Source organism: Paenibacillus auburnensis (assembly GCF_927798115.1).
Lineage (GTDB): Bacteria > Bacillota > Bacilli > Paenibacillales > Paenibacillaceae > Paenibacillus_AQ > Paenibacillus_AQ auburnensis.
Window position 1 is genome coordinate 354474 of sequence record NZ_CAKMMG010000003.1, and the last position, 26282, is coordinate 380755.

Below are 26282 nucleotides of genomic sequence, written 5' to 3' on the forward strand. Positions count from 1 at the left end.
TCGACCTCACATTTGCACATTTTCGACCTGTATGCTTTTTACTGCTTATGCTTGTTCCGGTAGTCCTTCGGGCTCATCCCAACCACCTGCTTGAATCTCCGGGAGAAGTGGGCCAGGTTGGTGTAGCCTGCGCGGGAGGCAATGGAGCTGACAGACTGATTGGTTGCCGTCAGCAAATCGCGGGCCAGTAGCATCCTTCTGGATACAATAAACTCTGTGACGGAATGGCCGGATTCCTTCTTAAAGAGCCTGTCCAGGTAATCCGGGTTCAGGAAAACATGGCTGGCTACAGCCTCGCGGGTCAAATCCTCCGATTCCAGCTCCTGCAGGATGAACTGCTCCGCATCCTTCATAATCGGCTGTGATTGCTGAACCGTTCCTTCATAACCTGTCGCCTTGGAGAGGGTATGCTTCATCCACTCCTTCATATCCGTCAGAGAGCGGGCGGCCCGCTGGAACAGCACGGAGGAGGTTTCATCGTTAAACAGGAGCTGGGCCTCAATGCCGCTTAGCTTCAGTACATAATAGACCATCTGCAGAAAGTTATGGTGAAACCGGTATAAGCTGTCTGCATCTATGGTCTCCGCACCGCTTAGGCCATGAAGGAACTTCTCCGCCTCTTCCAGCACTCTGTCCCCGTGTCCCTCCTTCAGCAGCACAGACCAGGTACTCATATCCGGCAGAACTATATTCTGCTGGCCATAGGGTTTATTCCGCCACAGCAGCACTCTATTGCCGTGGGCTACATTGTTCAGGTCCCATTCCGCCAGCCGGCCTACCATATCCGTCAGCTCATGACCAAGAACCTCATTGCCGATGTAGACAGATATGTCGCAATAGAAATAGGTGCTTGCTGTATCTATAAAAGCACGCCCGCTTGCCTGCAGCGTCTCCTGGATTTCAAGTGCATTCCGCTCCACAGGAATCAGCGCCAGCAACTTGCGCTCCGGCAAGCCGAATAGCAGGCCGCTGCCCTGAATACCCAGCAGCTCGGCGCCGGAGTTGATCAGGGCATATTCGATGATTTTTTCGTCGCGGGGCGAAAAGGATTTGTTGTAGCGCTGGATGGATATAAGGGCAGGCAGCAGCCTCATGTCCGTATCATACGGAATGTTGCGCACTTCTGCTTCCCTGCGGATCAGCTCCGGATTGGACGGAATCGTATGGTTAATGATGTCCAGCCAGAAGCGCTCCGCCAGCAGCGGCTGGTGCTTGGACCAGAACTCCCCGAACCGGCTGTATTGCTTGGTCTCCTTGTCTTTATTGATTTTCTCCGCTGCCCTGCGGGCGACATCACGCAACTCATCCTCAGCAACAGGTTTCAATAAATAGTCAAAGCTCCCAAGCTGCACCGCCCGCTGCGCATACCGGAAATCGGCATGGCAGGTCATGAACACAGATTCGGTGCGCGGATAATGCTCCCTTACCCAGGCCAGCAGCTCAAGTCCGCTCCCTTGCGGCATCTCAATATCGCATAGCATGAAATCCACCTGAGCGCTTGCATAGATTTCTTTGGCCTGGCGGGAATTATAAGCCGTATAGACGGGACCTATCCCTAGGGAGGCCCATTCTATTTCACTCTTCAGCGAATCCGCAAACAGTTTTTCATCATCTACAATCAGCATGGTTAACATGGTGCAGTACCTCCAGGGCTATGGTTTGAATGATTATCAGGAGCAAACGGAAGCGTAATTCCAACGCTTGCCCCGTGCGGCACAGCATTGCAGAGGGTAATTTCTCCCTGCCCGTGATAGAGGAGGCGGAGCCTCTGCTTCAGGTTCCGTATGCCGATATGCTCACCTTCTTCATCAACGATACGCTCCTCCTGATTTATCATGCGGATAATCTCATCCCGAAAGCCCGGACCGGTATCACGGATCTGGATCTGGATTCCCGCCTGCGGCTGTTCACTCATCTCAAGTTCGATATACAGGTATACCGGATCATCCAGGGTAATGGCATGCTTAACTGCGTTCTCCACAAAGGTCTGAAGGACAAGCGGAGGCACCGGCGTACTCAGCAGAAATTCGGGAGCCTTGATCTCGGGAATCAGCTGACCGGGAAACCGCAACTCCTGAATGCGCAAATAATTGCTCACATGCTGCAGCTCGTCCCTGAGCGTGACAAAGCTTAGATTACTCTGAAACATATAACGGAAATAACGGATCAGATACAGCGACAGCTCCTCCAGCAGCTTCACTTCCCTGGTCCGGGCCAGGGTATGCAGCAGGTTTAACGTGTTGATATAAAAATGGGGCTTGATCTGCAACTGCAGATGCTGGAGCTCCGCCTTCTGCTTGTTCAGCTGCTCTTCGTAGACGTTAATGCGCAGGTTCTTGATCTGCTCCATCATATTGTTGAACGTATCGTTAACGGCCCTGAATTCAACGGACGTGGGAAATTGCTTAATCTGGGTATCCAGGTTCCCCTGCTGAATCCGGTTCATCGCTTTTAACAGGCGGTTCAGCGGAATAAGCAGTGTTTTGCGCAGCAGCACCAACCCCAGCAGCAGAATGAGTATTGAGGCAAAGGGCAGGATAAACGAGATCGCCCGCAGTGTCGGCAGCTGCTGCAATATTTTTTCCTCCGGTATAAACGCATACAGGCTGAAGTCTCCTTCGTGGGAACGTTCCCCTACCGTCAGATAACGCTCCGTAGCCCCCGTCAAATAATAGGACCCCTCATTCAGCTTGATCTCGGCCCCTGTATCACGGATAAAGCTCTGGTTAACCAGCGCATTTCCGCGGTCGTCCACGAGCAGAGCCGCTCCTTTGTCGCCGATCCCCAGAAGCTCCAGCGGGGTTTTAAAGGCATTCATATTGATCCATGCGCCTACCACCGATTGATTCGGCATTACAAAAAAGCGCATCAGGTACGTCTGGTCCCCGCTGCGCTGAACATACCAGCTCTTCATATGCTGACGCTGCAGGCTTTCGCTTTTGCTAACCTCACTGACAATATAGTCCTTCATGTACATCCTGTCGATATAGGTGGATCTGGTCTGAAAGGAATACAAAAAAGCATCATCCGAAGCCAGGTACACAAACAATCCGTCCAGCACAGAATAACGCAGAATAGAATTGGAGAGGTTGTTGTTAATTCGCTGTTTTACAAAGAGACGCTCATCCGCCGCGCTGTAAAAATCAAAATCCGACAGCTCCGGATCAAGCATCAGGCCGTTCAGATAATTATCGGCTTCCTGCAGCCGGGCATCAACCTGACTTCTGTACAGTGACAGAAGATCCTTGCTGGATTCCGCCACCTGGGTTCTTACCGTATGAATGGCATACACATTGGAATAGATCAGGAATGCAATCAGCGGAGTGACAATCAGAAATAAGCCGGCCAGCATTTTCACGCGGATGGACTGCCAGGTTAAAAAAGGATTGTGCCGGATACGAAGTGTACGGGGCATGGTGATCTTCCTCTCTGTGCTGAGAATACGTTATCTATTCTGACAGAACGATAATACATCACTAAGCCGGTATTGGCGATATGATTATTTTCTATATGCACTCCCTGATCTTAATCTTTGCATCCTGAGGCTATGCAGCAGTTATTGTGAAGCTTCTACCATTCCCTAAAACTGCCAACCACGCAGCAATCCCCGCTCCATTGGAACGGGGACTTTTTCTTATGGGGCCATATTGTATTTACAGGTATTTAATAGTAGACCACTCAGCCAGCTGATTATCACCGCAGCCTGTGCACGGTTTGCAGTCTCACTTTGCTTTACATCATAATTTCAGGTCAGGTTGTTTCATTAAAATCCCCGTTCTTATTCGCAACAATAACTTGTAAAGTAACCACCCGGTATTGCGAACTCAGCTCTTCTTCAGGCTTCATGCTTAAGACGATACGGCCGTCTAACGCAAAGTGTACCGGTTTGACACGAGCATGTCTTCCGGGATCACCCAGCCCGCCATTACCGGAGCCTTCTTTCTCTCCAGGTGTACGGGCATGGTAGATGATAACGGGATTGCCAAACTCATCGGTCGTAAAGGAATTATGTCCCGGCCCTTGCTGATCCAAGAGATCATCAGTGGTGAGCGCCGGATAGGTGTTTTTAGTCCAGTTGAGCGGGTTCAAGAGATCCGTGCCCTCGATTGCTGTCATAAGACCTATACAATAAGACCAATTAACAGAGGATGCAGAGAAGGCAACATATATCTTCCCGTCCTTCTTGATTACGGCCGGTCCCTCGTCAATCATGCCGACTCCGTCAGTCGCCTTCTCCCAGGCATATTGGGGCGAGGAAAGAATGACGGAAGGACTGGTCAGCTTCCACGGACACTCCGGATTGATGGAGGCGATCAGCAGGCAGGAATGACCGACGTATTGCGCCCATATGACATAATGCTTGCCTCCGGCTTCAAAGTAGGTCATATCCAGCGAAAAATTGCTGAAGGCGATTTTGTCTTCGGGAACAGGCTCGCAAAAGGTCGCTTCAGTTCCCCAGTTTTCCGGCTTGAAGGGATCCCCGTCGCCTCCACAACCAATGACAGCTGGACTAATCGCCCATACATCAGACTTCTTTCGGCTGGCTGTAAACAGGACATACCACTTGCCCTTAATCTGGTGAATTTCAGGTGCCCATATAAAGCGGTGATTGCTTGCTGCATTTTGTTCATCCCAAATGACGATTTCCTCCACGCCTTCTTCGGTATTGCCGTAAAGATCGACTGTTCCGCCGAGCCCCTCCAGCGTCCGGGAACGGCGCAGCACAATCCGGTCGTAGCCCTCGGGGTCCTGATCACCTTTGATAGGATAGCTCGCTGTGAAATAATAATAGCCGTCACCATTTCTGGTTATAAAAGGGTCAGCCCGGTATTTAATGAAGGGATCGGCATATACATGCTGCCTGATGGTTCCTTTGACCGTGTATTCTCCTGCGGTATGAATGTCCACCTTGGCTGCATCAGCCGCTTCCCATAGCACGCCCATCCGTTTGGATGACCCATCGCTGTACAGCACTTCAACACTCTCCGGCAACATCACAGATTGTCCAATCGCCACGGTTACGAATGGATAATTGACGCCAGTATTGATTATCCTTGAGAAGGCTTGGACCACCCGGTCATACTCCGCTTTGGTCAGCATAATTACCGAAACCGCACCCGCCGCTTCAGGTATAGAGATCGGAACCATCTGCCTGTCCAGTGAAGCAATCGGCTTAAAACAGCGTGTTGCCTCAAGGTCCGTAATCGTCTCGTAATGCTGGCCGTCACCGCCTGTCCAGCGGACACGGTAGGCTTTTATATTTTCGTCATATTCAGCAAAAGGGTCTTGAACCGCTATGCCATTGTCATTTAATATAAGCAGACGCTCATTGGTGAAGGCAGTTAAATCGTCCGTGTCAAATAGATAAACCCTGCTGTCGTCATTGCCGTTTGCGGCAATTAGACCGAAGGTACCATCCGGTTTTCGGAAGAGGCTCGGCGAAGCCATCTTGCCTGAACCGACCGGCTCGGCCGCATAGCTGCTCGTGGGAAAGAGGATCGGCCTGCCGTTGTTTAACAAGTCATATTCACTTGCTCCTCTCATTCTTACGGCCGCATACAATGCCGATTCGCGCTGGCCAGAAACATGGTTATCGTCGGCTCCCGTCCCCTTTGTATAAGTAAGTAGACTGGCATAATCTTCAGTTATTTCCCCCGTCTCCTGGACCAGTTCCGGACTGCCTGCGTTCTCCTTCACATGAATGGTTAGTACCGGATTTCGAAATTCCAGCTTCAACTCGCGTTCAGGTGTCATATAAAGAACGGGTGTACCGTCAAACGCCCAGTGGACACGCCGAAGACCTGCGCTCCGGATGCCGCCGTCCGGTCTGGCATGGAATACCAGCACGTCATTACCGTCCTCATCCTTGGTGAAGCCGTTATGGCCGGGGCCTAACTGACCCTCAACATGGTCGGATGCTAAAACGGGATAACCGGTCAGCTTCCAGCTTTCGGGATCTAGCAAATCGGAATTTGCTTTGGCTGACAGAAGCCCAACCGCATAGGTGTTGTCCGTGCTGCTTCCAGAGAAGGTGAGGAATACGTCGTTGCCACGGCGGAGCATATACGGCCCTTCATTCACCTCGCCTTGTCTGTCCCAGCCGTAGCGCGGCTTTGCAAGGAGAACCGGATCCCCAGCAAGCCGGGCGGGATAGACCGGGTCCATGGATGCAATCATCAGGTCGGCCGAATCAATCCCCCCTTCGATTTCGCGTTGCGACCACACGTAATAATGTGTGCCGTTCACCTCGAAATACGTCATATCAAGAGTTATTCCGGTGCTATCGTATAACGGGGTTATGCCGTCACTCTTCGTGACGCGCTGCGGTAGGCTCCAGTCTGCGGCCCGGCACGGGTCGGCACCTTCCAGACTCATGACCCGGCACTGCACGTGTTTCCACCAATCCGGCTTGCCGCTCTCAGTTGATCCAGCAAACAGGATATGTAGCTTGCCTCCTATAAGCTGCAGCTCAGGCGCCCAAAATAGCCCAGACAGATCACCTGTTTCACTCCGGTCCAGCAATAGATGATCCGGTGCATCAGCCAGTCCCTCCAGCGTATCAGCAACCCGGATGTACAAATGCTCCTGTAGCGCCTCATCTGTAGCAATGAAATAATATCGCTCCTCGTAACGGACGATATCTGGATCGGCGCGTTTTTCGATTAATGGCCAGGCATAGTCTTTGATAGCGGCCTTTCCGGTTATTCGGTACGTTCCAGGCTTGTCGAAATCTACGCCCTCGAACGCCACCCGGTCCCAGTGAACGATTTTGTCCGCTGTCGAGGAATCGCTGTAAAGCGCAGTGAGTCCAGGAAGCTCATCCATTCGTAACCTTGTACCAGCCGTTACACTCATTTCCGGAAGCGGATGAACACCGATATTTTCAACTTCCCCAAGCTTCCTGCGTAGGTAACACTCTTCTTGCTCGCTAATCGAGAGCACACAGGATACATAATCTTCGTTTATCTTCATGTCATTGCTCTGCCGATTTCTTACCGAAACCGACCCTGGAGTGAATTGTTTAAAATCGGTCGTGGTGCTCTCCATGATGTCACCGTCTGTAGACACCCAAGTTAAAACGTATAAACCGTTTTCATATGTCACTTGCGGTCTGGAAAGAATCATGCCTTCTGCTATCGTAATCAGGCCTTCGAAGAAGTATTCAACCAGATCCAACGTTGTCCAGAATAGCAATGAGCCAGGCGAGGCGGAGATGCTTGTTTCCTGTTCTCCTTGCAACATGCCCTCCCTACTCTCTGCGACAACACCGATTTTGCCGTCGGCCATGCGGAACAACCAGGGGTGAATTAAAGTCCTCGTAGCACCAGATTTGAAGCTGGACGTATTATCGTAATTAGCAGGCGCGAACAACACACCATACCCAAAATTTAGCGGCACAATTGAACCCTGCTCATAAATGGCTAAATGAAGGCTCTGCCCCAACTTCCACGTCTTCGAAGTATCTGTGTATGCAATTACCTTGTGAAGCTTTTCCTGTGGGATCTGCCTAAAGTAATTATCCATCGCATGCATACTGGTCCCCTCCTAATTCTTTTTATAACACTATTCGTTTGAGCGTTTACAATTAACGAATATCCTTATCTGGTAGACTGATCCACCAACAGCCGTTGAACTTGATAAATTGCTGACCTTTACATCCTTTACTGTTACCCAAAGTCCCTGCGATTCAAGTGTAGAGAACGACGTCCCATTCATCGTCGAGACGGCATGAAGAACTTCACCTTCAGTCCTTGTCAAACCTGGAGCTCCATAAGACCTGATAATTCCCTTTTCTTCATCAATAATAGCTACCGGCTCTCAGGAGCAACCCGCTTCCAGTTGACAAGTTCCAATCCCAGAATGACGAGCGAGCTGCTGCAGGCCATCACGGCTTAACGCGAATAAATTTGATTTTCCTCCTTCTCGCCCCCAATAAAATGACCAAATAATTACCCATCTAACAATGTATCCATCATCCCCTCATAATTAATATTTTCATTAACTAAATAACATTTATATTTATCTTTATATTACCATAGATATTTCTGACCGTCATCTTTAGCTGTCATACTGATTAAGGGTATGGCGGATTAAAGTCTTTCAACCACACTAGAGCCGTCAGATACTCCTGCCATGCTAGATGCCTTGAGCTGAGAGTAAATTATAACTCCTGTATCAACCCCGCTAACACTATACGTTGGAGCAGGGGACCTTACCAATTTGCTGATTTCTCCGCTCGCTAAATTGAACCACAGGACGATATATTTTGTGCCCCCGAAAACTGCCAACCATTGCAGTTCGACGCCTATCCTTTCTCATCCAGGAAATTGATATCGACATTTCATCGATCTCTACATTTGATTTCGCTTACATTCAAATAAAATACATAAGGTAGATAAAATGAGTAGAAAAAAAGCGCATGCCAGAAGGTCAATGCGCTTTTTTCTTTTACCTAAAACTCAAAGGTTATCTTGTCAAATACCTTTCGTAGGCATCTCTATGGATTTGCACGATCTGTTTAATACCCATTTTCTCAATAGTTTCTACGTATTTATCAAATTCGGTAAGCGGCACATTGCCCAGAATAAACTTGGTCATCATTTCATCGTGATAGGTGGTAATCGGCGTTAACACCGATGCCAGTTGACGTGATTCCTCATCGGTAAAGCGCAATCCAGGCAGTAAAAGCGAGTCATCCGCTTTCATCCATACCTGATTGGCTGCCTTCTGTCCGTCATAGGTCATAAGTGCATCAAGATAACGTCCATCCTGATCCATAGGACCGTCCATAATGGACATCGCATAGCTGGCCAGCGCCTGATCGTACGTCAAATTCGGATTGTTCATAATTTTGTCGGTAAACTTGACGGTATCTCCCTCCATGACATAGCTTTCACCTTCAATACCGAAGTTGAACAGCATATGTCCTTCTGGGCTATAATTAAAGTCCATCCATTGCACAATGGTCGGAATATCTGCTTCTTTTGCTGATGATGTAATCGCTTCCCCATATGCAAGAACTTTTGTATCCAGGGTCATGTTGTTATATGGCTTTCCAGCCGGGCCGATTGGCCATGGCGCACCGGTCAGGTCAAATTCAGGATTCGTATCCTTCATCAGATTGAAATATTTGCCCATCCCGCTGAATACCCCGGCATGATAAGCGCCCGCCAGATTATTCGTTATTTTGTAGTCAAAGGTTGTACCGTCGTTAGTCATAATTTCAGGGTCAATCAGACCTTCGGCATACCATTTCTTCATCGTTTCCAGGAACTCCTTGAATTCAGGCTGAATGTGCCCGTAAACAATATCGCCATCCTTCATCATGAATCCGGTTACACCAAAGGCAGGAGCAAAGAGACCCAGCGTTCCCAGATGGCCCGGTCCCCAGTTTCCAGTAAACGGAAGCTCGTCTTTCTTACCATTGCCGTTCGGGTCCTGTTCACGGAACGCCTTCAGAACGTTATACCATTCATCGATGGTCTCAGGGACCTCCAAATTGAGCTTATCGAGCCAGTCTTTGCGAATAATTAGGCCACTCGTAGCATTAAGCTTCAGTGCATCTGTACGAAGATACGGGAACATATAGATGGTACCGTCATCAAGCGAGATCTGCTTGCGGATATCGTCATCGCTTTCGATCAGTTTTTTTAAATTAGGCGCGTAGAGATCAATATATTCATTGAGCCGGATAATCTTACCGTCAGCAAGCATTTTCTCGGGTCCGCCAACCGCCTGCCCCCAATTGTAATAGATGACTTCAGGCATATCGTTGGTAGCCACTAGCAGATTAAACTGGTCTGCCTGCTGTCCAAGCGGCGGATGAATGAAATTTGCTTTAATGCCCGTCAGCTCTTCTTTCTTTTTATAAGCGGCCATCTCTCCGAAATTTTCCAGCGAAGCTGTCAATTTGGGATCATTCGGACGCCAGTAATCGATTTCAAAAGGCTTGTTCACAATAGGCAATGAAAGTTCTGTCAAAGGCTCTTTACCCGTCGCTTCCCCCGGAGCATTGCCCGGTGTGTTGTTCCCATTCTGACTCTCTGAATTATTGCCGGAACAAGCGCTCAGGACGCCAACTAGCAGAAGCATCAAGCACATAAACATAACGGCTGTCTTTCTTCTCATTTCTAAGACTCCTCCTTGTGATGGTTCTTTATAACAACACAGGACGATTAACTTTTACAATCTTTGTAAAGGCGACCTTCCTGTCGTTACTACAACAAAATCATTTTATTGTTTCACCGCACCCAGCAGCGAGCCTTGCACAAAATATTTTTGGATAAACGGATAGACAAGCATAATCGGCAGCGTGGAAACAATGATGGTCGCATACTTGAGGTTTTCGCTAAAGGCAAACCCGGTATCAGCGCCCGGTCCCATGGATTCCATACTGTTCGTCAGCAAGATATCTCTCAGCACAATCTGAATCGGATAAAGGTCCTGGCTTCGCAAATAAAGCAGTGGTCCCATATAGTCATTCCAATGATCCACCGCATAATAGAGCGTAATAACTGCTAGCACCGCCTTAGAAACCGGAATAAAAATACGAAATAGAATCTGAAAGTCATTCGCCCCGTCCAGCTTGGCTGATTCCACCATTTCCTTTGGAATACTCTCGAAGTTCGTTTTCATAATGATCAAGTAAAATGTGCTGATCAAGCCAGGTATTATGAGCGCCAGACGTGTATCCACCAGACCGAGATTTTGAACAAGCAGGAATGATGGAATCATCCCCCCGCCAAAAAGCATGGTAAAGATGATCAGCTTCATAAACAGACCTTTCCCGTATAAATCGGGCCGCGACAGTCCATAAGCTGCAATCGAGGTCATCAGTAAGTTGGCAAGTGTGCCGACAATAACATAAAACAACGTATTTAAGTAACCGGTAAATATTTTTTCATTGGTCAATACCTGTTTATAACCCTCAAGCGAAAACCCTTGGGGCCACAGCATAAAGCTACGGTTCATCAGCATCTGCTGGGGATCGCTAATTGAAGAATTGAATACATAGATCATGGGATATGCACAAATAGCCATAAAGATTGCCAACATAATAAAATTAGCTGTATCAAAAATGATTTCTCCTGTCGAGCGTCTTATCTTCATCCTCGGTCCCCCTACCACAAGCTGGTCTGATTAGCCTTCCGGCTGATCATGTTGGTGATAATAAGAAATATTAGGTTAATGATGCCGTTGAACAGCCCAACCGCTGCCGCATAGGAGAAGTTGGCCTGCTGAACCCCTACCCGGTAGACGAATGTTGCAATGATGTCGGACACCTCATAGGTGGGCGCCGTTTGCATAAGCAGCACCTTCTGCATATCGGCATTCATAATGCCACCCATACGAAGAATGAACAATACGATAATAGTGGGGATAATGCCAGGCAAGGTAACATGAAGGAATTGCTTCCATCTGCCTGCTCCATCAATTTTGGCCGCCTCATACAGCTGCGAATCGATACCGGCCAGCGCCGCCAGAAATATAATCGAGCTCCAGCCCGCTCCTTGCCATATATTTGACAAAATGTACATTGGCCTGAACATGTCCACTTCGGTAAAAAACATAACTGGCTCCAGACTGAAGAAGGAACGAACGATATTGAATAATCCGTTGTCCAGTGAAGAGAACGTTTTCAGAATACCGACCACAACGACGATGGAAATGAAGTGAGGCAGGTAGCTGACAGTCTGCACCACCCGTTTGAATTTGGAACTTCGGACTTCGTTCAGCAGTATAGCTAGAAGAATGGGGGCTGGAAAGCCCAAAATAATACTGTAAAAACTTAGAATAAGTGTGTTCTTTAACAGCCGTCCGAAATAATAACTGTCAAAAAACGTCCGGAAATGCTCAAAACCGATCCATTCGCCTCCCCAAATTCCATGAGACAAACTGTAGTTTTGCTGAAAAGCCATTAACAGACCGTACATCGGTCCATAATGAAAAATTCCGTAATAAGCCATGACCATCACAATCATTAGATAGACATATTTGTTTCGAACGATCTCTTTACGGATAAATTCAAGCTTACTGGGGCTGCGTGCGCCTGGGTCCAGGTGCAAAGTAACGGGTTCTTGCTTCGTCTTCACATCGATATCCTCCTGTATACAAAATGGGGCTTGGTTTGCTAAATCAATGTAGCATGGGGCAGATACACAAATATACAATCATTTCATATGACAATCGCAATGCACATGCCGTGAATATAAAAAGGCTTTCTTCATGGGGAAGAAAGCCTCTGTAATCATCAGAAATGATTATCGCTTTGCTATTACTGACCACGAATCCGTGTTCGAAATTCACCGGGTGTCATGCCATACATCTTCTTGAATACTCGGATGAAGTTCTGCGAATTGTTGTACCGTAGTTTGTCTGCTATATCCGAAATGCGTGCATCGCTGTCTCTCAACAGTTCTTTCGCCTTCTCCATCCGATACATAAGGACGTATTCCGAAAATGTCATCCCTACCTCCGCCTTGAATACATGGCTGAATTGGGAGACTGGCACCGATATAAAACCTGCAACCAACGGTATGGATAGATCATAGTCATAATTATCATGAATATAACTCAGCGCCTTTTGAATGGTGCTATGCGTCCTTTGCTGCAGGCGAAGACGGACATGCTCCGTCATACGCGGATACACCTCGTTCTTTAACCAGCCAATCATTTTTTCTGTTGTATTGAAGGAGAGGAGACGCTCGTATGGATTATACGGAAACATTTCAGTATTATCGCCATCAAGTTCCAGCATAGTACGCAAGCAAACGGCCAGCAACTGAATATAGGACTGCCGAATTTGTCCCGAATCTCCAGTTTCTGCACGTAGCGTTTCAGCAAATTCATCTAGTAGCTCCTGAATTTTCGACAGATTGCCAAGCTTCAGACTGGTAATGATTTGTTGTTCACATTCCGATGGATACTGCAATGAGGCGCTCTCCAACTGTACCTGACCGATATACAGAACCTTTCCACTGCCCTGAACCAGCTGATAATCAAGCGCTTCCATGGATTCACGAAAACTCCTTCTAATTTGCCCGAACCCTTTGCAACTCCGTCCAATTCCTATGGTCACCGTAATATTTAGCAATGATCCCACCGTATGACGGATTTCCTCGGCAATGCCAAAGACATGCGACGGAGCGACCTCCACTCCTTGATCCTCCTGATGATTTAGCAATACTACGATATGGCCGCTATGTGTCTGAATAACAAGTCCATCGGTTACCTTATTAATAATTTCCTTGGCAATATTCATGACGGCATAGTGAAATAGAATCCGGTCCTGCTCTGTCTTTCCACGCATATTATCCGGTTCAATGCACAAGATCGAATAATGCTCAGATCTAACCGGAATTTCGTAATACAAGGCCTGGTCTGCCATCTCCTCCCGGTAAGGCTCTGTCAATAACCGTTGAATGAAGTTGTTTTTCAGAATGGGCATCGATTCGTCAATTTGCTGTTTGAGCCTGACCTTGTCATGCTCCAAAAATTCGAAATATTGCCTAATCAACTCAAACTCATTTTGCTTGCCTTCTCCATTCGGGAGGTCCCCCTTATTTTTAATTGTTTCTACCAACGACTGAAGAGCATACAACCATCGTTTGGATACCACACCTGAAGCGACGATGCTTACTGATACCAAGATCAGACAAATCCCTACCGTCGTCTGTTCAATCCGTTTTAAGTGCATTGTAATATCGCTGTAGGGAACAAGTGTAATATATCTCCAGCCATTATGAGGCGATTCCAAATAATTGACCGAGACGCTGCGGCCTTCAATATTTTCGATCCACATCTTTTCCGATATATGCATATTCATGATCTCTCGAATAAATGGAGTCTCATCAAGTGGCGAATGAAATAGATGGTTAGATGAATCTGAGAATACATTATAGGAAGGGGTAACAATAAGCAACTCGCGATTTTTACCCAGTTTCATACTGGCAAATATGCGAAACAGTGTCGTTTCATCCAGATTGACAATTAAATATCCTTCTGAACTGTTGTCATGGGTAACAATTTTTCGGATATAGGTAATCTGATGGAGCACTTCACGATAAGCAGTCGACTCTACTTTATGATCCAGCCATAATTTCTCCGGTCTTTCACGATCAATGGCTTGCTTGATGTGATGTGCCAGTGTGTTATCATCTTTAATCCCCCGATCAGAGGATACGACCTTCTGTTTTTCTGGCAGATATAAATATACGGAGTCCACATCGTCAATCAAAGTCTGGATGGAGCTAAGCAGCGTCAGCGTCACCCCGTAAAGCTCGTAATTGCTATCTGGATCCGGCAACGATAGAAAACGCATGAGTGTCGGATTACTTGCATTTTGCAGCGCAATGTTTTCGAGTGTCATCAGCTTCTCATCGATTCGCTGCTGCACCTGCAGCATCATTTGGCTGTTCGCCGTCCTGACCTCGTTCATAATACTGCTGCTTGCGCTCCAATAAGCCATCGTTCCCATTACCAGCACAGGAATACTGGCCAGAAGCGACCCCATAATTAATACTTTTCTCTGCACTGATCCCCATTTAAACGTTTGGAGAATTTTCATCCACATCCGTTATAATCCTCCCGCCTATTATAATTCCGCACTTCGCTGAAAGGGTCCACTCTCTATTATCCCATGAACAGGCGGTCTATGAACATAATCATTTTATATGACCATCTTCAGACGCATAACAGATAGCTCCGAAAATCCATCAACGGGAGATCAGGCAATAGCTTAAATAAGCGACCAGATTGTAAAGCCCGTTATAATATGTAGACAGACAAATTTAAGTATACGTGCACCTAATACCTTATCTTCACAAAACATCTGAATATTTAATTATCGGTACGATATAAATCTTCGCACCTTTTTAAAATCCTAGCTTCAAAAAAATGCCCGTACACTCGGTCTGACCCAAATATACGGGCTGTACTATTGTTTAATTACTGGATTTCTCTAAATGTTGAATTTGCTAATGCATTTGAATTATTTACAAAATCGATTCTTAACTGAAAACTGCTGTCAATTTGGATATATCGATCAGGGAAGTTGTAGGAGCGGTATGATACCCATGAAGTATCTGCAAGTCCAGGTACTCTCATAAAGGATGAATCATTCTTAAACAGATCCGTTCCATCAGATTTTTTTAAGACAAGACTGTAATTACTGTGCCTTAAATAATAGCCCGGGTAGTTCACTGATTCAAAAGAGATTGTTCCACTTCCGGCAAGTCCTGAAACTATTCGGAATTTGGAATCATCGAGCGGACTTACATTCTGATCAACACGTACTTGAAAGTTGGTATGTCTAATAAAATTACTTTGGGAACTGTAGGATTCAATCCTTTTAATCTCTCCTCCAGCCCCACTGGCATCTCTGAATGCATCCATAGCAGGTGTCCACATCCCGTTTGTATCAAGTGCTCCCATATCATAACCGCCATTTGGACCAGGAGGTGGAGTCTCTGGGGCCCAATAAAAGACACCCGAGCCATTGCCTCCAATTCTCTTCATTAAGTTAATCCAGTTGGCAATCACAGTTTTTGTCTGTGCACCTTTGTACCACTTTCCACCGACTTCTGTCATCATTACTGGTTTGTTGTATTTGGCTTGTAATTCTTCTGCCCGGCTAGCTACACCTGCCTGAAGGTCGAGAGCCGCATAGGAGGAGAACCCAATCATATCCGTCTTACCGCCATTACTAAAGAATGGATCAAGGAATGCTTCCAGATTTCTTTGCGGACCCGCCAAATGAATCATAGCAATGGTCGAAGGAGACACAGACTTCACAGCGTCATAACCAGCATTGAACAGGCCTACCATCTGAGTCGGGTTCGACAAACCGCCAATCCATCCACACAGTCCTAGGTTCGTCTCATTACCGATTTGCACCCATGCTGGGGTTACACCCTGACCAACAAGATCTTGCATAAAATTATAAGTATAGTTATAAAGTGTCGTTTTAAGATCATTGTAGTTTAGACCTTGCCATGCTGCTGGACATATTTGGTAACCGACCGCATTCCATGAGTCTCCATAATGGAAATCAATCATGACATCCATTCCCTTGTCATGCGCACGTTTTGCCAATGCAATTGTACCTGCTTGGTTAGCATAGCTATCATTCTCATTCGGATTAACCCATGTTCTTAATCTGACTGCATTAATACCAAAATCCTTTTTTAAAATATCGAAATAATCCCCTTCAGTACCATCTCGATAGTAGAGTTTTCGGCCTTCTGCTTCTATTACTGGCAACATACTGACATCCGCTCCATAAGCAAATTGAGGAGCAACTGGAGCAGATGCTGCTGAAGCCGTCGGATCTCCGTGCAATGCTAGGAATATACTACTTAAGAAGAACATACTCAATAGCATTGAAATGGACCTCTTGAACCTACTCTTAAACATTTTATCAAACACCACTTTTCTTGTTAGTTTTCACAGAGTAAATAGAACTCTAATCCTTTATGTTTCCGATTTACTCTGTGATATTTCAAGCATATTATGTTAGCGCTTTCTTTCCAACTCGACAAACCTTCGATTTACTTTAAAAGTCTTATATTCTTAATTATACTTTCGATAATTAATGTTACAAATTAAACTCAAGTTAACAAAAACAGCCCCGCTATTAAGCAGAGGCTGTTAATGAATATTACTGCGCTGCTAAAAATGCATCAATCTGCGACTGCATTTCTTGCTGAACTTTTTCAAGTCCCGCCGTCTTCAATTGCTTAGCGAGCTGTGCGTACCCTTCATTAGTGTTCTCAATTGCTCCGTATTCCAAAGGAGCATTATAACGAATCATTACATTATTTATGTTTGAGATTTCATTCTTAACATTTGTATCATCAAATACAAATTTTTCAAGAGGATAATGATATACTCGAGATTTAAGCTCATTAAGCATATCTAAAGCTTCTTTCGGAGTATCTAAATTTTCGCGATTGATGTTCGAATTGAAACCCCAAGTCGAGTAACCGCCATAGTTAGCGGCCATTGGTCCAGCAGAGTATTTATCGTCACCTTCTGGTTTATAATGCTCACCAGCAATTCCTAACAGAACAAGATCATGAATTTCCTTGTTGTTTTGAAATAAGTCAAGAGCCATCAAAGCTCTTTCAGGGTTTTTACTGGTAGCATGAATACCCATACCATTTTGTGTTGCAATTGCAGCACTTGTTTTGGCATTTGGCGAAAGAGTTACGATCTTGAGATTTACGTTTGCATTTTCACGCTTTGCTTCCGCCATGTTACTTGCCAAAGTAAGAAGGTTTTGAGTAATCATTGAAACTTTGCCTGATTTTACTTGCGGCCAAATGTCAGCTTTATTATTGATAATATTTTTTGGCCAAACTCCATTGTCGGCCAAATCTTTATAATAATTCAATAAATCTTTATATTCAGGTGTTTCGATTACATTAAACAATTTACCAGTTGGGTCGTCAGCTTTGAATGCAATAGGTACCGCATAATTTAATAATCTCCAATTGTTAAGCTGGAATAAGGTTTGAAGATCCAGGTCATGCCAAACGACTCCGTTTCCGGCTGCGTCGCTATACGCAGTAACGCCCTTTTCATTTTTTGCGATTGTCTTTAAGTAAGTTGCAAACGATTCAAGGCTATTGACTTCAGGTAGGTTATATTTTTGGCGAAGATCCTCGCGAATGAGAGATAATTTATCAACAACTTCCATATGATTATTAGGAATCATATAGATTTTCCCGTTAACTTTAGCTTGATCCCAATTCACTTCTGGTATATTTGCTTTTGCCACCGGTGCATATTTCTTCAATAAATCCTCTGTCAGTTCTAAAAACCCCCCTTTAGTTGCTTGATCGTTATAAAATGCCCAGTTCGACGTATAAATTAAATCAAAGTCTTCATTTGCTGCGAATTTAATAGGATATTTCTGAGACCAATCAGCCCAATCCAGGTACTCAACTTCCACAGTAGCATTTATTTTTTCTTTCAACTTCTTGTTAATTTCGTCGTATACCTTTTGAGAATCGGCAGGCTTTGCACCAAGCATGACCATTTTCAATCTAACTTCTTTTGATGTATCGATATCCGTTTCTGTACCAGCAACATTTGTTTCAGCAGTAGCTGCTGAGTTGTTTGTCTTACCTGTACTTTCCGACTGATTACTCTTGCTGTTATTTCCACTGCAAGCACTGATCGCCATGGATAGCGTCAGTAAAAGAGTCAGTAGCAATAAAAACGACTTTTTCTTTGATACTTTCATTTTCTCAATTCCCCCTAAAGTATGCTACTTGATATTGATAACCAGGTCTCCCTGAGGTCATCCTTTCACGGAACCAATCGTTAGTCCTTGAACAAAAAATCGTTGAATGAATGGATAGGCTAACAGAATTGGTCCTATTGCCACAACCGTCATTGCATTCTTAAGGCTTTCAGTAGGAAGGCTGACATTAGTAACGACACCAGATAAAAGCATCGCTTTACGAATTCCCTCCATATTGCCGAGCATTTTATAAAGGTAATACTGAAGCGGCATTAAATTCTCGTTCGATATAAATAAAAGAGCGTTATACCAGTCATTCCAATAACCAAGCGCAATAAAAAGTCCGATAGTAGCCATTGCTGGCTTGGACAATGGAACAATAAGCTTGATATAAATCAAGAAGTCTCCCGCTCCATCAATTTTTGCCGATTCTGCGATTGCATCTGGAATGCTACTCATGAACGACTTCATGACGAGAATATTGAACACATTCAATAACATGGGCAGAATTAGAATAATCAACGTATCCTTTAAATGCAGATAATTGACGACTAAGAGGTACCAAGGTACAAGACCACCACTAAACAAAGTCGTGAAGAAAAAGAAAAACGCAAAACCACTTCTCCATATAAAATCTTTTCGTGTAAGAACATATGCCGTCATCGATGTTAAAAATAAGCCGACTGCAGTGCCAATTACGGTAACGCTAATTGTGACAGCATAAGCCCTAAGCATTTGATTCGGATATTTGAAAAGTAATCCGTAGGCTTCAGTGGAGAAATCTGAAGGAATTAGTTGAAACCCTTTATCGATAATGCTATTTTCTGACGTGAAAGAAGACGACAAAACAAGCAGGAATGGCACTAGACAAAACATAGCAATCAATGACAAACTAGTATATCCGATTACATTGAGCAGTAATCGATCCCTTCTTTTCACTCGTTTAGATAATAATTTCTGATGTTGTTTGGTTGTTATCAAAGGCGAGTTCAACAGATATCTCCTCCATTTCTAGAATAAAGCCCGATCCTTGTCGTACTTTCGAACAGCATAATTTGCTGCTAGAATTGTTACAAATCCGAGGATAGATTGATAGAATCCAGCTGCTGACGACATCCCAATATCACTGGTTAAAGTTAGTGCTCGGAACACAAATGTATCAATTACATTTGTCGACTCAAACAGAAGACCATTATTACCGACCATATTATAGAACAAACCGAAATCTCCCCGGAATACATTTCCAACTGCAAGCAATACTAGAATGATAACCGTTGGTAATAAATTCGGAATTGTTATTTTCCAAATACGTTGAAATACGTTAGCTCCGTCGATTTCTGCTGCTTCGTACATCTCCGTGTCGATTCCAGTGATTGCGGCTAAGTACATAATGGAGCCATAACCCACAGCCTTCCAAGCCGAAACGATGACCAGTATTGTAGGCCAGTATGCTGGGGTGTTATAAATATCGATTGGCTCCATTCCTACTCCTCTCAATAAACCGTTTACTAAGCCGAAGTCATAGTTGAATAGATTGTAAGCTATTGCACCAACAACAACCCATGATAAGAAATAGGGCAAAAACATCATTGTCTGGATCACCTTACGGAACCATTTTTTCGCAACTTCAAACAATAAGATTGCCATAATAATTGGGAGTAAATTGTTCACTATTATAAACGCTATGTTGTAGAGAACTGTATTTCGTGTAACATCCCAAGCATCACCCGATTGAAGAAAAAATTTAAAATTATCAAATCCATTCCAGGGACTTCCAAAAATTCCATCATTATAATTATACTTTTTGAAGGCTAACACTATACCAGCCATTGGAATATAGGCGACTAGGATAAAAAATAATACGCCCGGTAGTAACATAAGCAGAAGAGTATGGTATCTTACCAAGTTCCTCCAGAAATTATTGCGATTCAAAATGATCGTCTCCTCCTGACTAGAATATATAATTATTGTAGATATAAAGCGCTTTCGTTCATACGTGATAAACCTTTGTTATTCTTTGAATCTCTTATGAGATTAGGGGCAGTGGCGTACTTATGGCGGCAAAGGAAAAGGCATTACCATGAGCATGTCCCCGCAAGGGAACGCCCGCTGATAATGCCCCATTGAATCATTTCATTCCACTCTAAAGTCTGAAACGTTCTACTTCGAAAAGTTAACCTGCTATAACTCCATCCGGATTTAAACGAAACTAAATAACCAGTCGCCAATTGAATTCCGGCGACTGGCTGCCTAAGCCTAAAGGGTTTTGATCTCTGTCTCATAAACGGGGGTCGTCCCAGATTTTATTGTCCGGCTCTTAATTTCAACCAATTATGATCATGGCATTATTTATTTTTTTTATCTAAAAAAACGGCAGCCTGTTTTTGCACTTCTTTTTTCACCTTTTCAATTCCAGCCGCTTGTAATTTTAGTTTCAAGTGTTCGAAAGCCTGATCAATATTGTCAACCGCTCCAATATAGATGGGACGCGCATATTGAGCAGATACCTTGGACAGAGAGGAGATTTCACTTTTGACATGTTCAGGGTTAAAGCTAAATGAGGTATACGGCGTGGTTATAAAATTATCCTTAATGTTGTCAAGATGCTTAACATAAGCTTCCGGCCAGGAAGCCATAGGTTTAAGATACTCCTTGTTTACAAACCAGAATCCAGACCTATCAAGCGGATACGCGTTGGTTTCTGGCGTAACCCCCTCTGGTAAAGCAATCTTATCATCACTTGTTAACACATAATGCTTTCCTTCGATTCCATAGTACGTCAAATAAACGTAAGAAGGGTCCTCCATAATGAGATCGATTGCTTGGAGCGCTCGTTCAGCATTACGTGAGCCAGCCGCTATCGCCAAACCATTGATGAGCCAAGAGCTCATAGGTATTTTCCCATTTTCATCAGTAACCGATATAATGTCTACATCAATACCTTTTGATTCACATTCTTCAATCATTGGTTCTATATTATTGGAGTTTCCAAAAGCTACACCAGTCTTGCCAGCACAAAAATTATTTTGGGATGGAACATTATTCGCATAGGGGTTTTTATTAATATAGCCTTTATCATACCAATCCTTCATGATCCCAGCAGCATACTTCTGTACACTCAGAAAAGGTTCTTCTATCATTGAATATAACTTGCCGCTGGGATCATTATAGTTAAATGTAATTCCCTGATCGCTTGGATTTCCTGATTCAATGGTACCACCAGGAAAGGCAATCTTGTCATTCATGATGTAAATATAAGGAAATGCTAAATCATACTCCGCATCGATATTCATCGGTACCATCCCTGGTTCGTTCTGCTTGATTGCCTTAAGATATGGGCCTAATTCGGACAACCGTGTAATAGGAGGAATACCGTATTTCTCACGAAGATCTTTTCGTATTACGAAAACGCTGGCCATTTTTTCTGGTGTAGAGGTTGGAATCATATAAATCTCCCCATTGATCTCTGCCTCTTTCCAACCAGCAGGGTCCATTTTAGCATTATGTCTTGGGAGATATCGTTTTATTAACTCTTCGCTCAAAGGCAAAAAGGCATTCTTAGATGCCTCTTGCACGTAATAATTCCAATTGGAGGCATAAATAATATCTACATCTTGCCCTGCCGCCAATATGAGGGAGTATTTGGATCGTAGATCACCCCAACCAATATAATGCAAATCAATAGTTGCATTAATATCGTTTAATAGCTTTTTATTAAGCTCTCTTAGTACTTCGGGCATCCCTTGCGGCGCTTCTCCAATCAAATACATCTGAAGTGTCACTTTGCTTGAGTGATCGGGTTCTGTCAAAGTATTTCTCTCGCTATCCGACAAAGAAGATTTATTCGTGGAATGATCACAAGCACTACTGAGAACCGTTAAAGTAATTAGTATTACTTGAAGTATCATTAACTTTTTAACATTCTGATTCATTACAGATCCTCCTGGCGAATCTGAGGTAGTCGTAACGTTACGATGGTTCCATGGTTATGCATACTTTGAAAGGTCAGCCCGTAATTACCACCATATAATAGTTCAATTCGCTCCTGAATGTTCCTGATGCCAAATCCTCCAGTATTTTTACTTGCAAAACCGGTTCTTACTTTCTTGATCTTTTCTACATTCATTCCTACACCGTCATCTTCTACTCGCAAAATCAAATCAGACTCCTGTATTTCTGCAGCAATTTGAATCGTGCCTCCTACCACAGGCTTTTCTAGTATACCGTGAATAATAGCATTCTCAACCAAGGGTTGAAGAGTAATTTTGGGCACTTCTAAACCATACAGTTCATATGGAATGTTAAATATCAATTGAATACCTTGCCCAAACCGCATACTCTGAATTGCAGCATATGCTTCAATATGACGAATCTCACTCTCAAGTGTAACCTTCTCCTCACCGTTAGAAAGACTAAGTTTGTAGAAAACAGCTAACGTCTTCACCAGCTTGGAAACCTCGCCCGGTTGATTCTCAATAGCCATAATATTAATTAAATCTAACGTATTGTATAGAAAATGAGGATTAATTTGAGCCTGAAGTGCCATTAACTCTTTATTCTTCACTTCTTGTCCTAATCGATAGGTTTCTTCCATCAACTCAGAAATATCCTGAACCATTAAGTTGAAATTATGGGCGAGCTCTCCGATCTCGTCTTTACTATCTGATATCGACGTATAAACCTTAAAATCGCCTTTTCTTACTTTTCGAATATGGGCAATAAGTCTTCGAATACGCTTCGTCATCGAACCTACAGCAATATAGGTTAAAGGAATAGCTAGAGGAAATACGAAAAGAAACAGTTGGATCATCCTGTCTCGAGACTTATTACTAGCTGAAAGGATATCGGAATAAGGTACGATAATTGCAAGTTTCATGTCTGTATTCGAAATTGACTTTACCCCAAGGAGCATACGATTGCCATTGATGTATATCTCCTCGTTCCAATAACTATCAGAATCTGATACATGCAGCCGCTGTTTTAACATGTCGTGTAATTTACTGATTTCAAGTGAATATGAATCGGATGCACTTATAACTTCATCTCGCTCGTTGAATAATACGGCTGAAGCATTTGGCGTAATGACTGCATGATCCAATACCGAATCGAATGAGTCTTGTGCCACACTTGCTTTAACGATCCCATCAAATTGTTGCACATTGTTTGCCGAAGGAATTTTACGGATAATAAAGATTTGATCAGAATCAGTCGCTGACCCAAATACAGTAGAGGAAAGCCAAGAGATTTGAAAATTAGTATTAGAAAATTCAGGGAACCATTTGTATTGCTCAAGCTCCGTTAACTTTAGAAATTCTGAATTCCCCGGTTGTCCTGCAAGACCTGCCTTCATATAAAGTTGTATCTTTTCAATATCTTCATTGTACCGAAACTGGTTAATCACATCGGACAGCTTGTTCGCGTCTGAATCCCATAAATTAATGTCTTTGTATCTATTAGGATCGGTGAGGATCAAAGTATGAACGGTATCGTTAAGTGCGATGAAATTCAAAACTTCCGTAATCGCTTTTGACTTGTACTCCAAATAGGCTGTTGTTTCTTCAAGAACTTTATGTGCTGAAAAAACGGCTTGCTTTTCACTTTCTTTTTTGGTCTCACGCAAACTAATGGTTAGAAGCAAAAGGAAAGGTATAGTAAAAACGATTAAAATGGTTATAAGCATTTTGTATCGGATGCTAAGATCACGAAATGGTTTAAATATACGTTTCTTCACCTGTTAATTTTCTCCCGATATTCCGATGGTGTGCATCCCACAACTTTTTTAAAAAAACTTGTAAAGTAGTTGGAATCCGCAAAACCCAGTCGCATTGCTATTTCGTAAAGCTTCATCTGTTTACTTGCGAGCATGGACTTAGCTTCAACGATACGTAAATCATTGATGTATTCTTTAATCGTTTGGCCACGATATTTCTTGAAATAAACAGATAAATAGGTCTCATTAAATCCAACATGATCAGCTATCATTTGAATTGTAAACCTCTTCTCATGAAAATGGGCATTTATATATCGAAGGATGTCGCGAATTTTCCCATTATCCTCGATATCTTTCTCTTTGAACAAATCCAAAAATGAAAGAATGTATTCTTCAAGTTGTTTTAAGCTCATTAACCGGCCTATTTCTTTCCAAATATATCTGCGCCCCTCCACTTTTTCTCGGTCTGCGAAACCTTGATTAAATGCGGTTTCAAGAATTATAATCAAATATTGAAAATAAATATCTTGAACACGTACTATATCTGGATCTGCTAGTTCACGTATTCTTGTGGTAAGTAAATGTAATTCTCTTCTAGCCCCTTCCATGTTACCCTTGCGAAGTTCTTCTCGGAATTGCAGAATGTCCTCACGGCGATACTGAATTGAAGTTGATTCCTTTACCACATCTGCAAATGAAAGCTTCTTTTCATCTTCGTAAAACAACAATTTACAAGCTTTTACCGCGCTATTGTACCCGAGTGGTATTTCGGAAAGGCACCTAACCGGCTCTCCAATTCCTATTCGAAATGAAATAAGTGGATCCAGAATGCTTCCAAGTTCTTGAGCCAATTGTTCAACAATATATTTACCTTCTTGAAAGTTATTCCGATATACACCGGGCAGAATAATAATTAACAATTTCTTATAATCAAATCCGCTTATACCTTTTATACTTGAAAGTAAAGACATTTCGCCCAATTTTTGTAGCACATCTTCATGCACGGTCTCCCAGTCTTCTGGTATCAGAGACGGCTTCCAAAACAAGGCTACAGCCAATACCGTTAAGCTACTCTTAGATGGAAGCAAAAACGTTTCCTTGCTTTCTAGTGCCTTTTGTACATGCGCCGAGTTAGGATCTGATATTATCTTCCGTACCATTTCCTGGCGTAAGAAAGGAAGACTCCTGTCATATCCCACTTGCATCTGCCGTTCATAAGTTTTGGATTTTACAGCTGATGCAACCGTATCCATAACTTCTTTAATATCAATTGGCTTCTCAATATAGTTAAACGCTTTCATTTTTATTGCTGCTTTCAAATATTCTTTGTCAGAATATCCACTAAGATAAATTAATTCGCCATCTCCGCCATTCTCGCGGTAAAGACGAGCAAATTCTACCCCGTCCATTCTTGGCATACGAACATCACACAGAAGAATATCAGGCTCCCATATCGAAATTATATCTAAAGCTTCCAGTCCGTTAGCGGCAGTACGTACTTCTGTGATACCGATAAAAGTCCATGAGATTTTACGCTCTAGATGCTCTCTTGTTCGAATCTCGTCATCAATAACAAGAAGTCTCATACCTCTTCCTCCAAATCCTTTGACTAAGCTCACCTAATCCCAATTAATAATAATCTTTATTTTAGCAGTTTAGCTTTGTCGCTGACATAGTAAAATCTTATATTTTCTTTGAAATCCTTTGATATTTCTAATTAAGTAGTGTATGCAAACTATAAATTGAAAAAAAGGGTAAGTGATGAGATGATACGAAATTCGTGACGACCAACGGGATAAGATTAAGGACTTGTTGCCGGCGGAACGAAAACCACAAGGAGGGAGACCCCGAAAGATCATCGCAAGATGTTGAACGCAATGCTGTGGCGGACAAGAGCGTCCTGGCGAAACATGCCGGAATATTATGGTTCTTGACAGACGATTTCGCTGCTGGCAGATTGCCGGGATTTAGGACCGCATCCTGGAACACGTTTCCGTGGAACCCGACTGGGAAAGTATGATTGATGCGACGATTGTTCGTGTCCACCAGCAAGAGCGGGCGCAAAAGGGGAGATCCCAAAACATGCGGTATTCGATGCCTTTTACAAACCTTATTGATTAATCGGGCGGCACCGAGGAAAATCGAAAACCATCGTCAATCGCGGCCTCCGTGAAGACGTCGTGCTCGGCACCGGCGTAAGGGATGGTATTATCACCGGAAAATCTCTGGTCGGATCAACAGGAATTCCCTGCTATTATCAACAAGAAATCCTTGGTTGGATCAGGGAAATTCCTTTGGTCTTTTAGGCTGGTGGTCATCCTACCC

Annotated in this window: 14 protein-coding genes; all 14 read right to left on the bottom strand. The window is 43.8% G+C overall.

Annotation, left to right across the window (positions count from 1 at the left end; translation table 11 throughout):
• Nucleotides 1-38 precede the first annotated feature (38 nt).
• Nucleotides 39-1634 carry a response regulator gene (locus L6H70_RS15370; protein ID WP_236334570.1) on the bottom strand — a complete coding sequence of 532 codons (1596 nt, stop codon included), beginning with the start codon at nt 1632-1634 and terminating at the stop codon, nt 39-41.
• The gene (locus tag L6H70_RS15375) at nt 1628-3415 is read right to left on the bottom strand and encodes a sensor histidine kinase (protein ID WP_236334573.1); all 1788 of its coding nucleotides are present in this window, start codon (nt 3413-3415) and stop codon (nt 1628-1630) included. The genes L6H70_RS15370 and L6H70_RS15375 overlap by 7 nt, the downstream gene beginning before the upstream one ends.
• Before the next feature lie 335 nt (nt 3416-3750).
• Nucleotides 3751-7533 carry a family 43 glycosylhydrolase gene (locus tag L6H70_RS15380; protein WP_236334575.1) on the bottom strand — a complete coding sequence of 1261 codons (3783 nt, stop codon included), beginning with the start codon at nt 7531-7533 and terminating at the stop codon, nt 3751-3753.
• A gap of 933 nt (nt 7534-8466) precedes the next feature.
• Nucleotides 8467-10128: a type 2 periplasmic-binding domain-containing protein gene (locus tag L6H70_RS15385; RefSeq protein WP_236334577.1), complete on the bottom strand. Its 1662-nt coding sequence runs from the start codon at nt 10126-10128 to the stop codon at nt 8467-8469.
• 105 nt (nt 10129-10233) lie between these two features.
• Nucleotides 10234-11103 (bottom strand): carbohydrate ABC transporter permease, encoded by an 870-nt coding sequence (locus L6H70_RS15390; protein WP_236334734.1) that lies wholly within the window; start codon nt 11101-11103, stop codon nt 10234-10236.
• A gap of 17 nt (nt 11104-11120) precedes the next feature.
• Nucleotides 11121-12065 carry an ABC transporter permease gene (locus L6H70_RS15395; protein ID WP_236334736.1) on the bottom strand — a complete coding sequence of 315 codons (945 nt, stop codon included), beginning with the start codon at nt 12063-12065 and terminating at the stop codon, nt 11121-11123.
• A 209-nt stretch (nt 12066-12274) separates the two neighbouring features.
• A complete protein-coding gene (locus tag L6H70_RS15400; protein ID WP_236334578.1) occupies nt 12275-14572 on the bottom strand; it encodes a helix-turn-helix domain-containing protein in 2298 nt (765 codons plus the stop codon).
• A gap of 374 nt (nt 14573-14946) precedes the next feature.
• Nucleotides 14947-16380, bottom strand: a complete 1434-nt coding sequence (locus L6H70_RS15405) for a glycosyl hydrolase 53 family protein (RefSeq protein WP_236334580.1) — start codon at nt 16378-16380, stop codon at nt 14947-14949.
• A 277-nt stretch (nt 16381-16657) separates the two neighbouring features.
• Entirely contained in the window at nt 16658-18247 is a 1590-nt protein-coding gene (locus L6H70_RS15410) for an ABC transporter substrate-binding protein (RefSeq protein WP_236334582.1), read from the bottom strand.
• Nucleotides 18248-18304: 57 nt separating this feature from the next.
• Nucleotides 18305-19225 carry a carbohydrate ABC transporter permease gene (locus L6H70_RS15415; RefSeq protein WP_236334738.1) on the bottom strand — a complete coding sequence of 307 codons (921 nt, stop codon included), beginning with the start codon at nt 19223-19225 and terminating at the stop codon, nt 18305-18307.
• Nucleotides 19226-19258: 33 nt separating this feature from the next.
• Nucleotides 19259-20125 (bottom strand): ABC transporter permease, encoded by an 867-nt coding sequence (locus L6H70_RS15420; protein WP_423802831.1) that lies wholly within the window; start codon nt 20123-20125, stop codon nt 19259-19261.
• 467 nt (nt 20126-20592) lie between these two features.
• Nucleotides 20593-22179 carry an extracellular solute-binding protein gene (locus tag L6H70_RS15425; protein ID WP_236334585.1) on the bottom strand — a complete coding sequence of 529 codons (1587 nt, stop codon included), beginning with the start codon at nt 22177-22179 and terminating at the stop codon, nt 20593-20595.
• The gene (locus tag L6H70_RS15430) at nt 22179-23978 is read right to left on the bottom strand and encodes a sensor histidine kinase (RefSeq protein ID WP_236334588.1); all 1800 of its coding nucleotides are present in this window, start codon (nt 23976-23978) and stop codon (nt 22179-22181) included. Before L6H70_RS15430 ends, L6H70_RS15425 begins: the two co-directional genes overlap by 1 nt.
• Nucleotides 23975-25543: a helix-turn-helix domain-containing protein gene (locus L6H70_RS15435; RefSeq protein WP_236334590.1), complete on the bottom strand. Its 1569-nt coding sequence runs from the start codon at nt 25541-25543 to the stop codon at nt 23975-23977. The genes L6H70_RS15430 and L6H70_RS15435 overlap by 4 nt, the downstream gene beginning before the upstream one ends.
• Nucleotides 25544-26282: the final 739 nt, after the last annotated feature.

Excerpts from the sequence above, each read along its gene's own strand:
- L6H70_RS15370 (WP_236334570.1), bottom strand. The coding sequence starts at position 1,634 with ATGTTAACCATGCTGATTGTAGATGATGAAAAACTGTTTGCGGATTCG.
- L6H70_RS15375 (WP_236334573.1), bottom strand. The coding sequence starts at position 3,415 with ATGCCCCGTACACTTCGTATCCGGCACAATCCTTTTTTAACCTGGCAG.
- L6H70_RS15380 (WP_236334575.1), bottom strand. The coding sequence starts at position 7,533 with ATGCATGCGATGGATAATTACTTTAGGCAGATCCCACAGGAAAAGCTT.
- L6H70_RS15385 (WP_236334577.1), bottom strand. The coding sequence starts at position 10,128 with ATGAGAAGAAAGACAGCCGTTATGTTTATGTGCTTGATGCTTCTGCTA.
- L6H70_RS15400 (WP_236334578.1), bottom strand. The coding sequence starts at position 14,572 with ATGTGGATGAAAATTCTCCAAACGTTTAAATGGGGATCAGTGCAGAGA.
- L6H70_RS15405 (WP_236334580.1), bottom strand. The coding sequence starts at position 16,380 with ATGCTATTGAGTATGTTCTTCTTAAGTAGTATATTCCTAGCATTGCAC.
- L6H70_RS15410 (WP_236334582.1), bottom strand. The coding sequence starts at position 18,247 with ATGAAAGTATCAAAGAAAAAGTCGTTTTTATTGCTACTGACTCTTTTA.
- L6H70_RS15420 (WP_423802831.1), bottom strand. The coding sequence starts at position 20,125 with ATGTTACTACCGGGCGTATTATTTTTTATCCTAGTCGCCTATATTCCA.
- L6H70_RS15425 (WP_236334585.1), bottom strand. The coding sequence starts at position 22,179 with ATGAATCAGAATGTTAAAAAGTTAATGATACTTCAAGTAATACTAATT.
- L6H70_RS15435 (WP_236334590.1), bottom strand. The coding sequence starts at position 25,543 with ATGAGACTTCTTGTTATTGATGACGAGATTCGAACAAGAGAGCATCTA.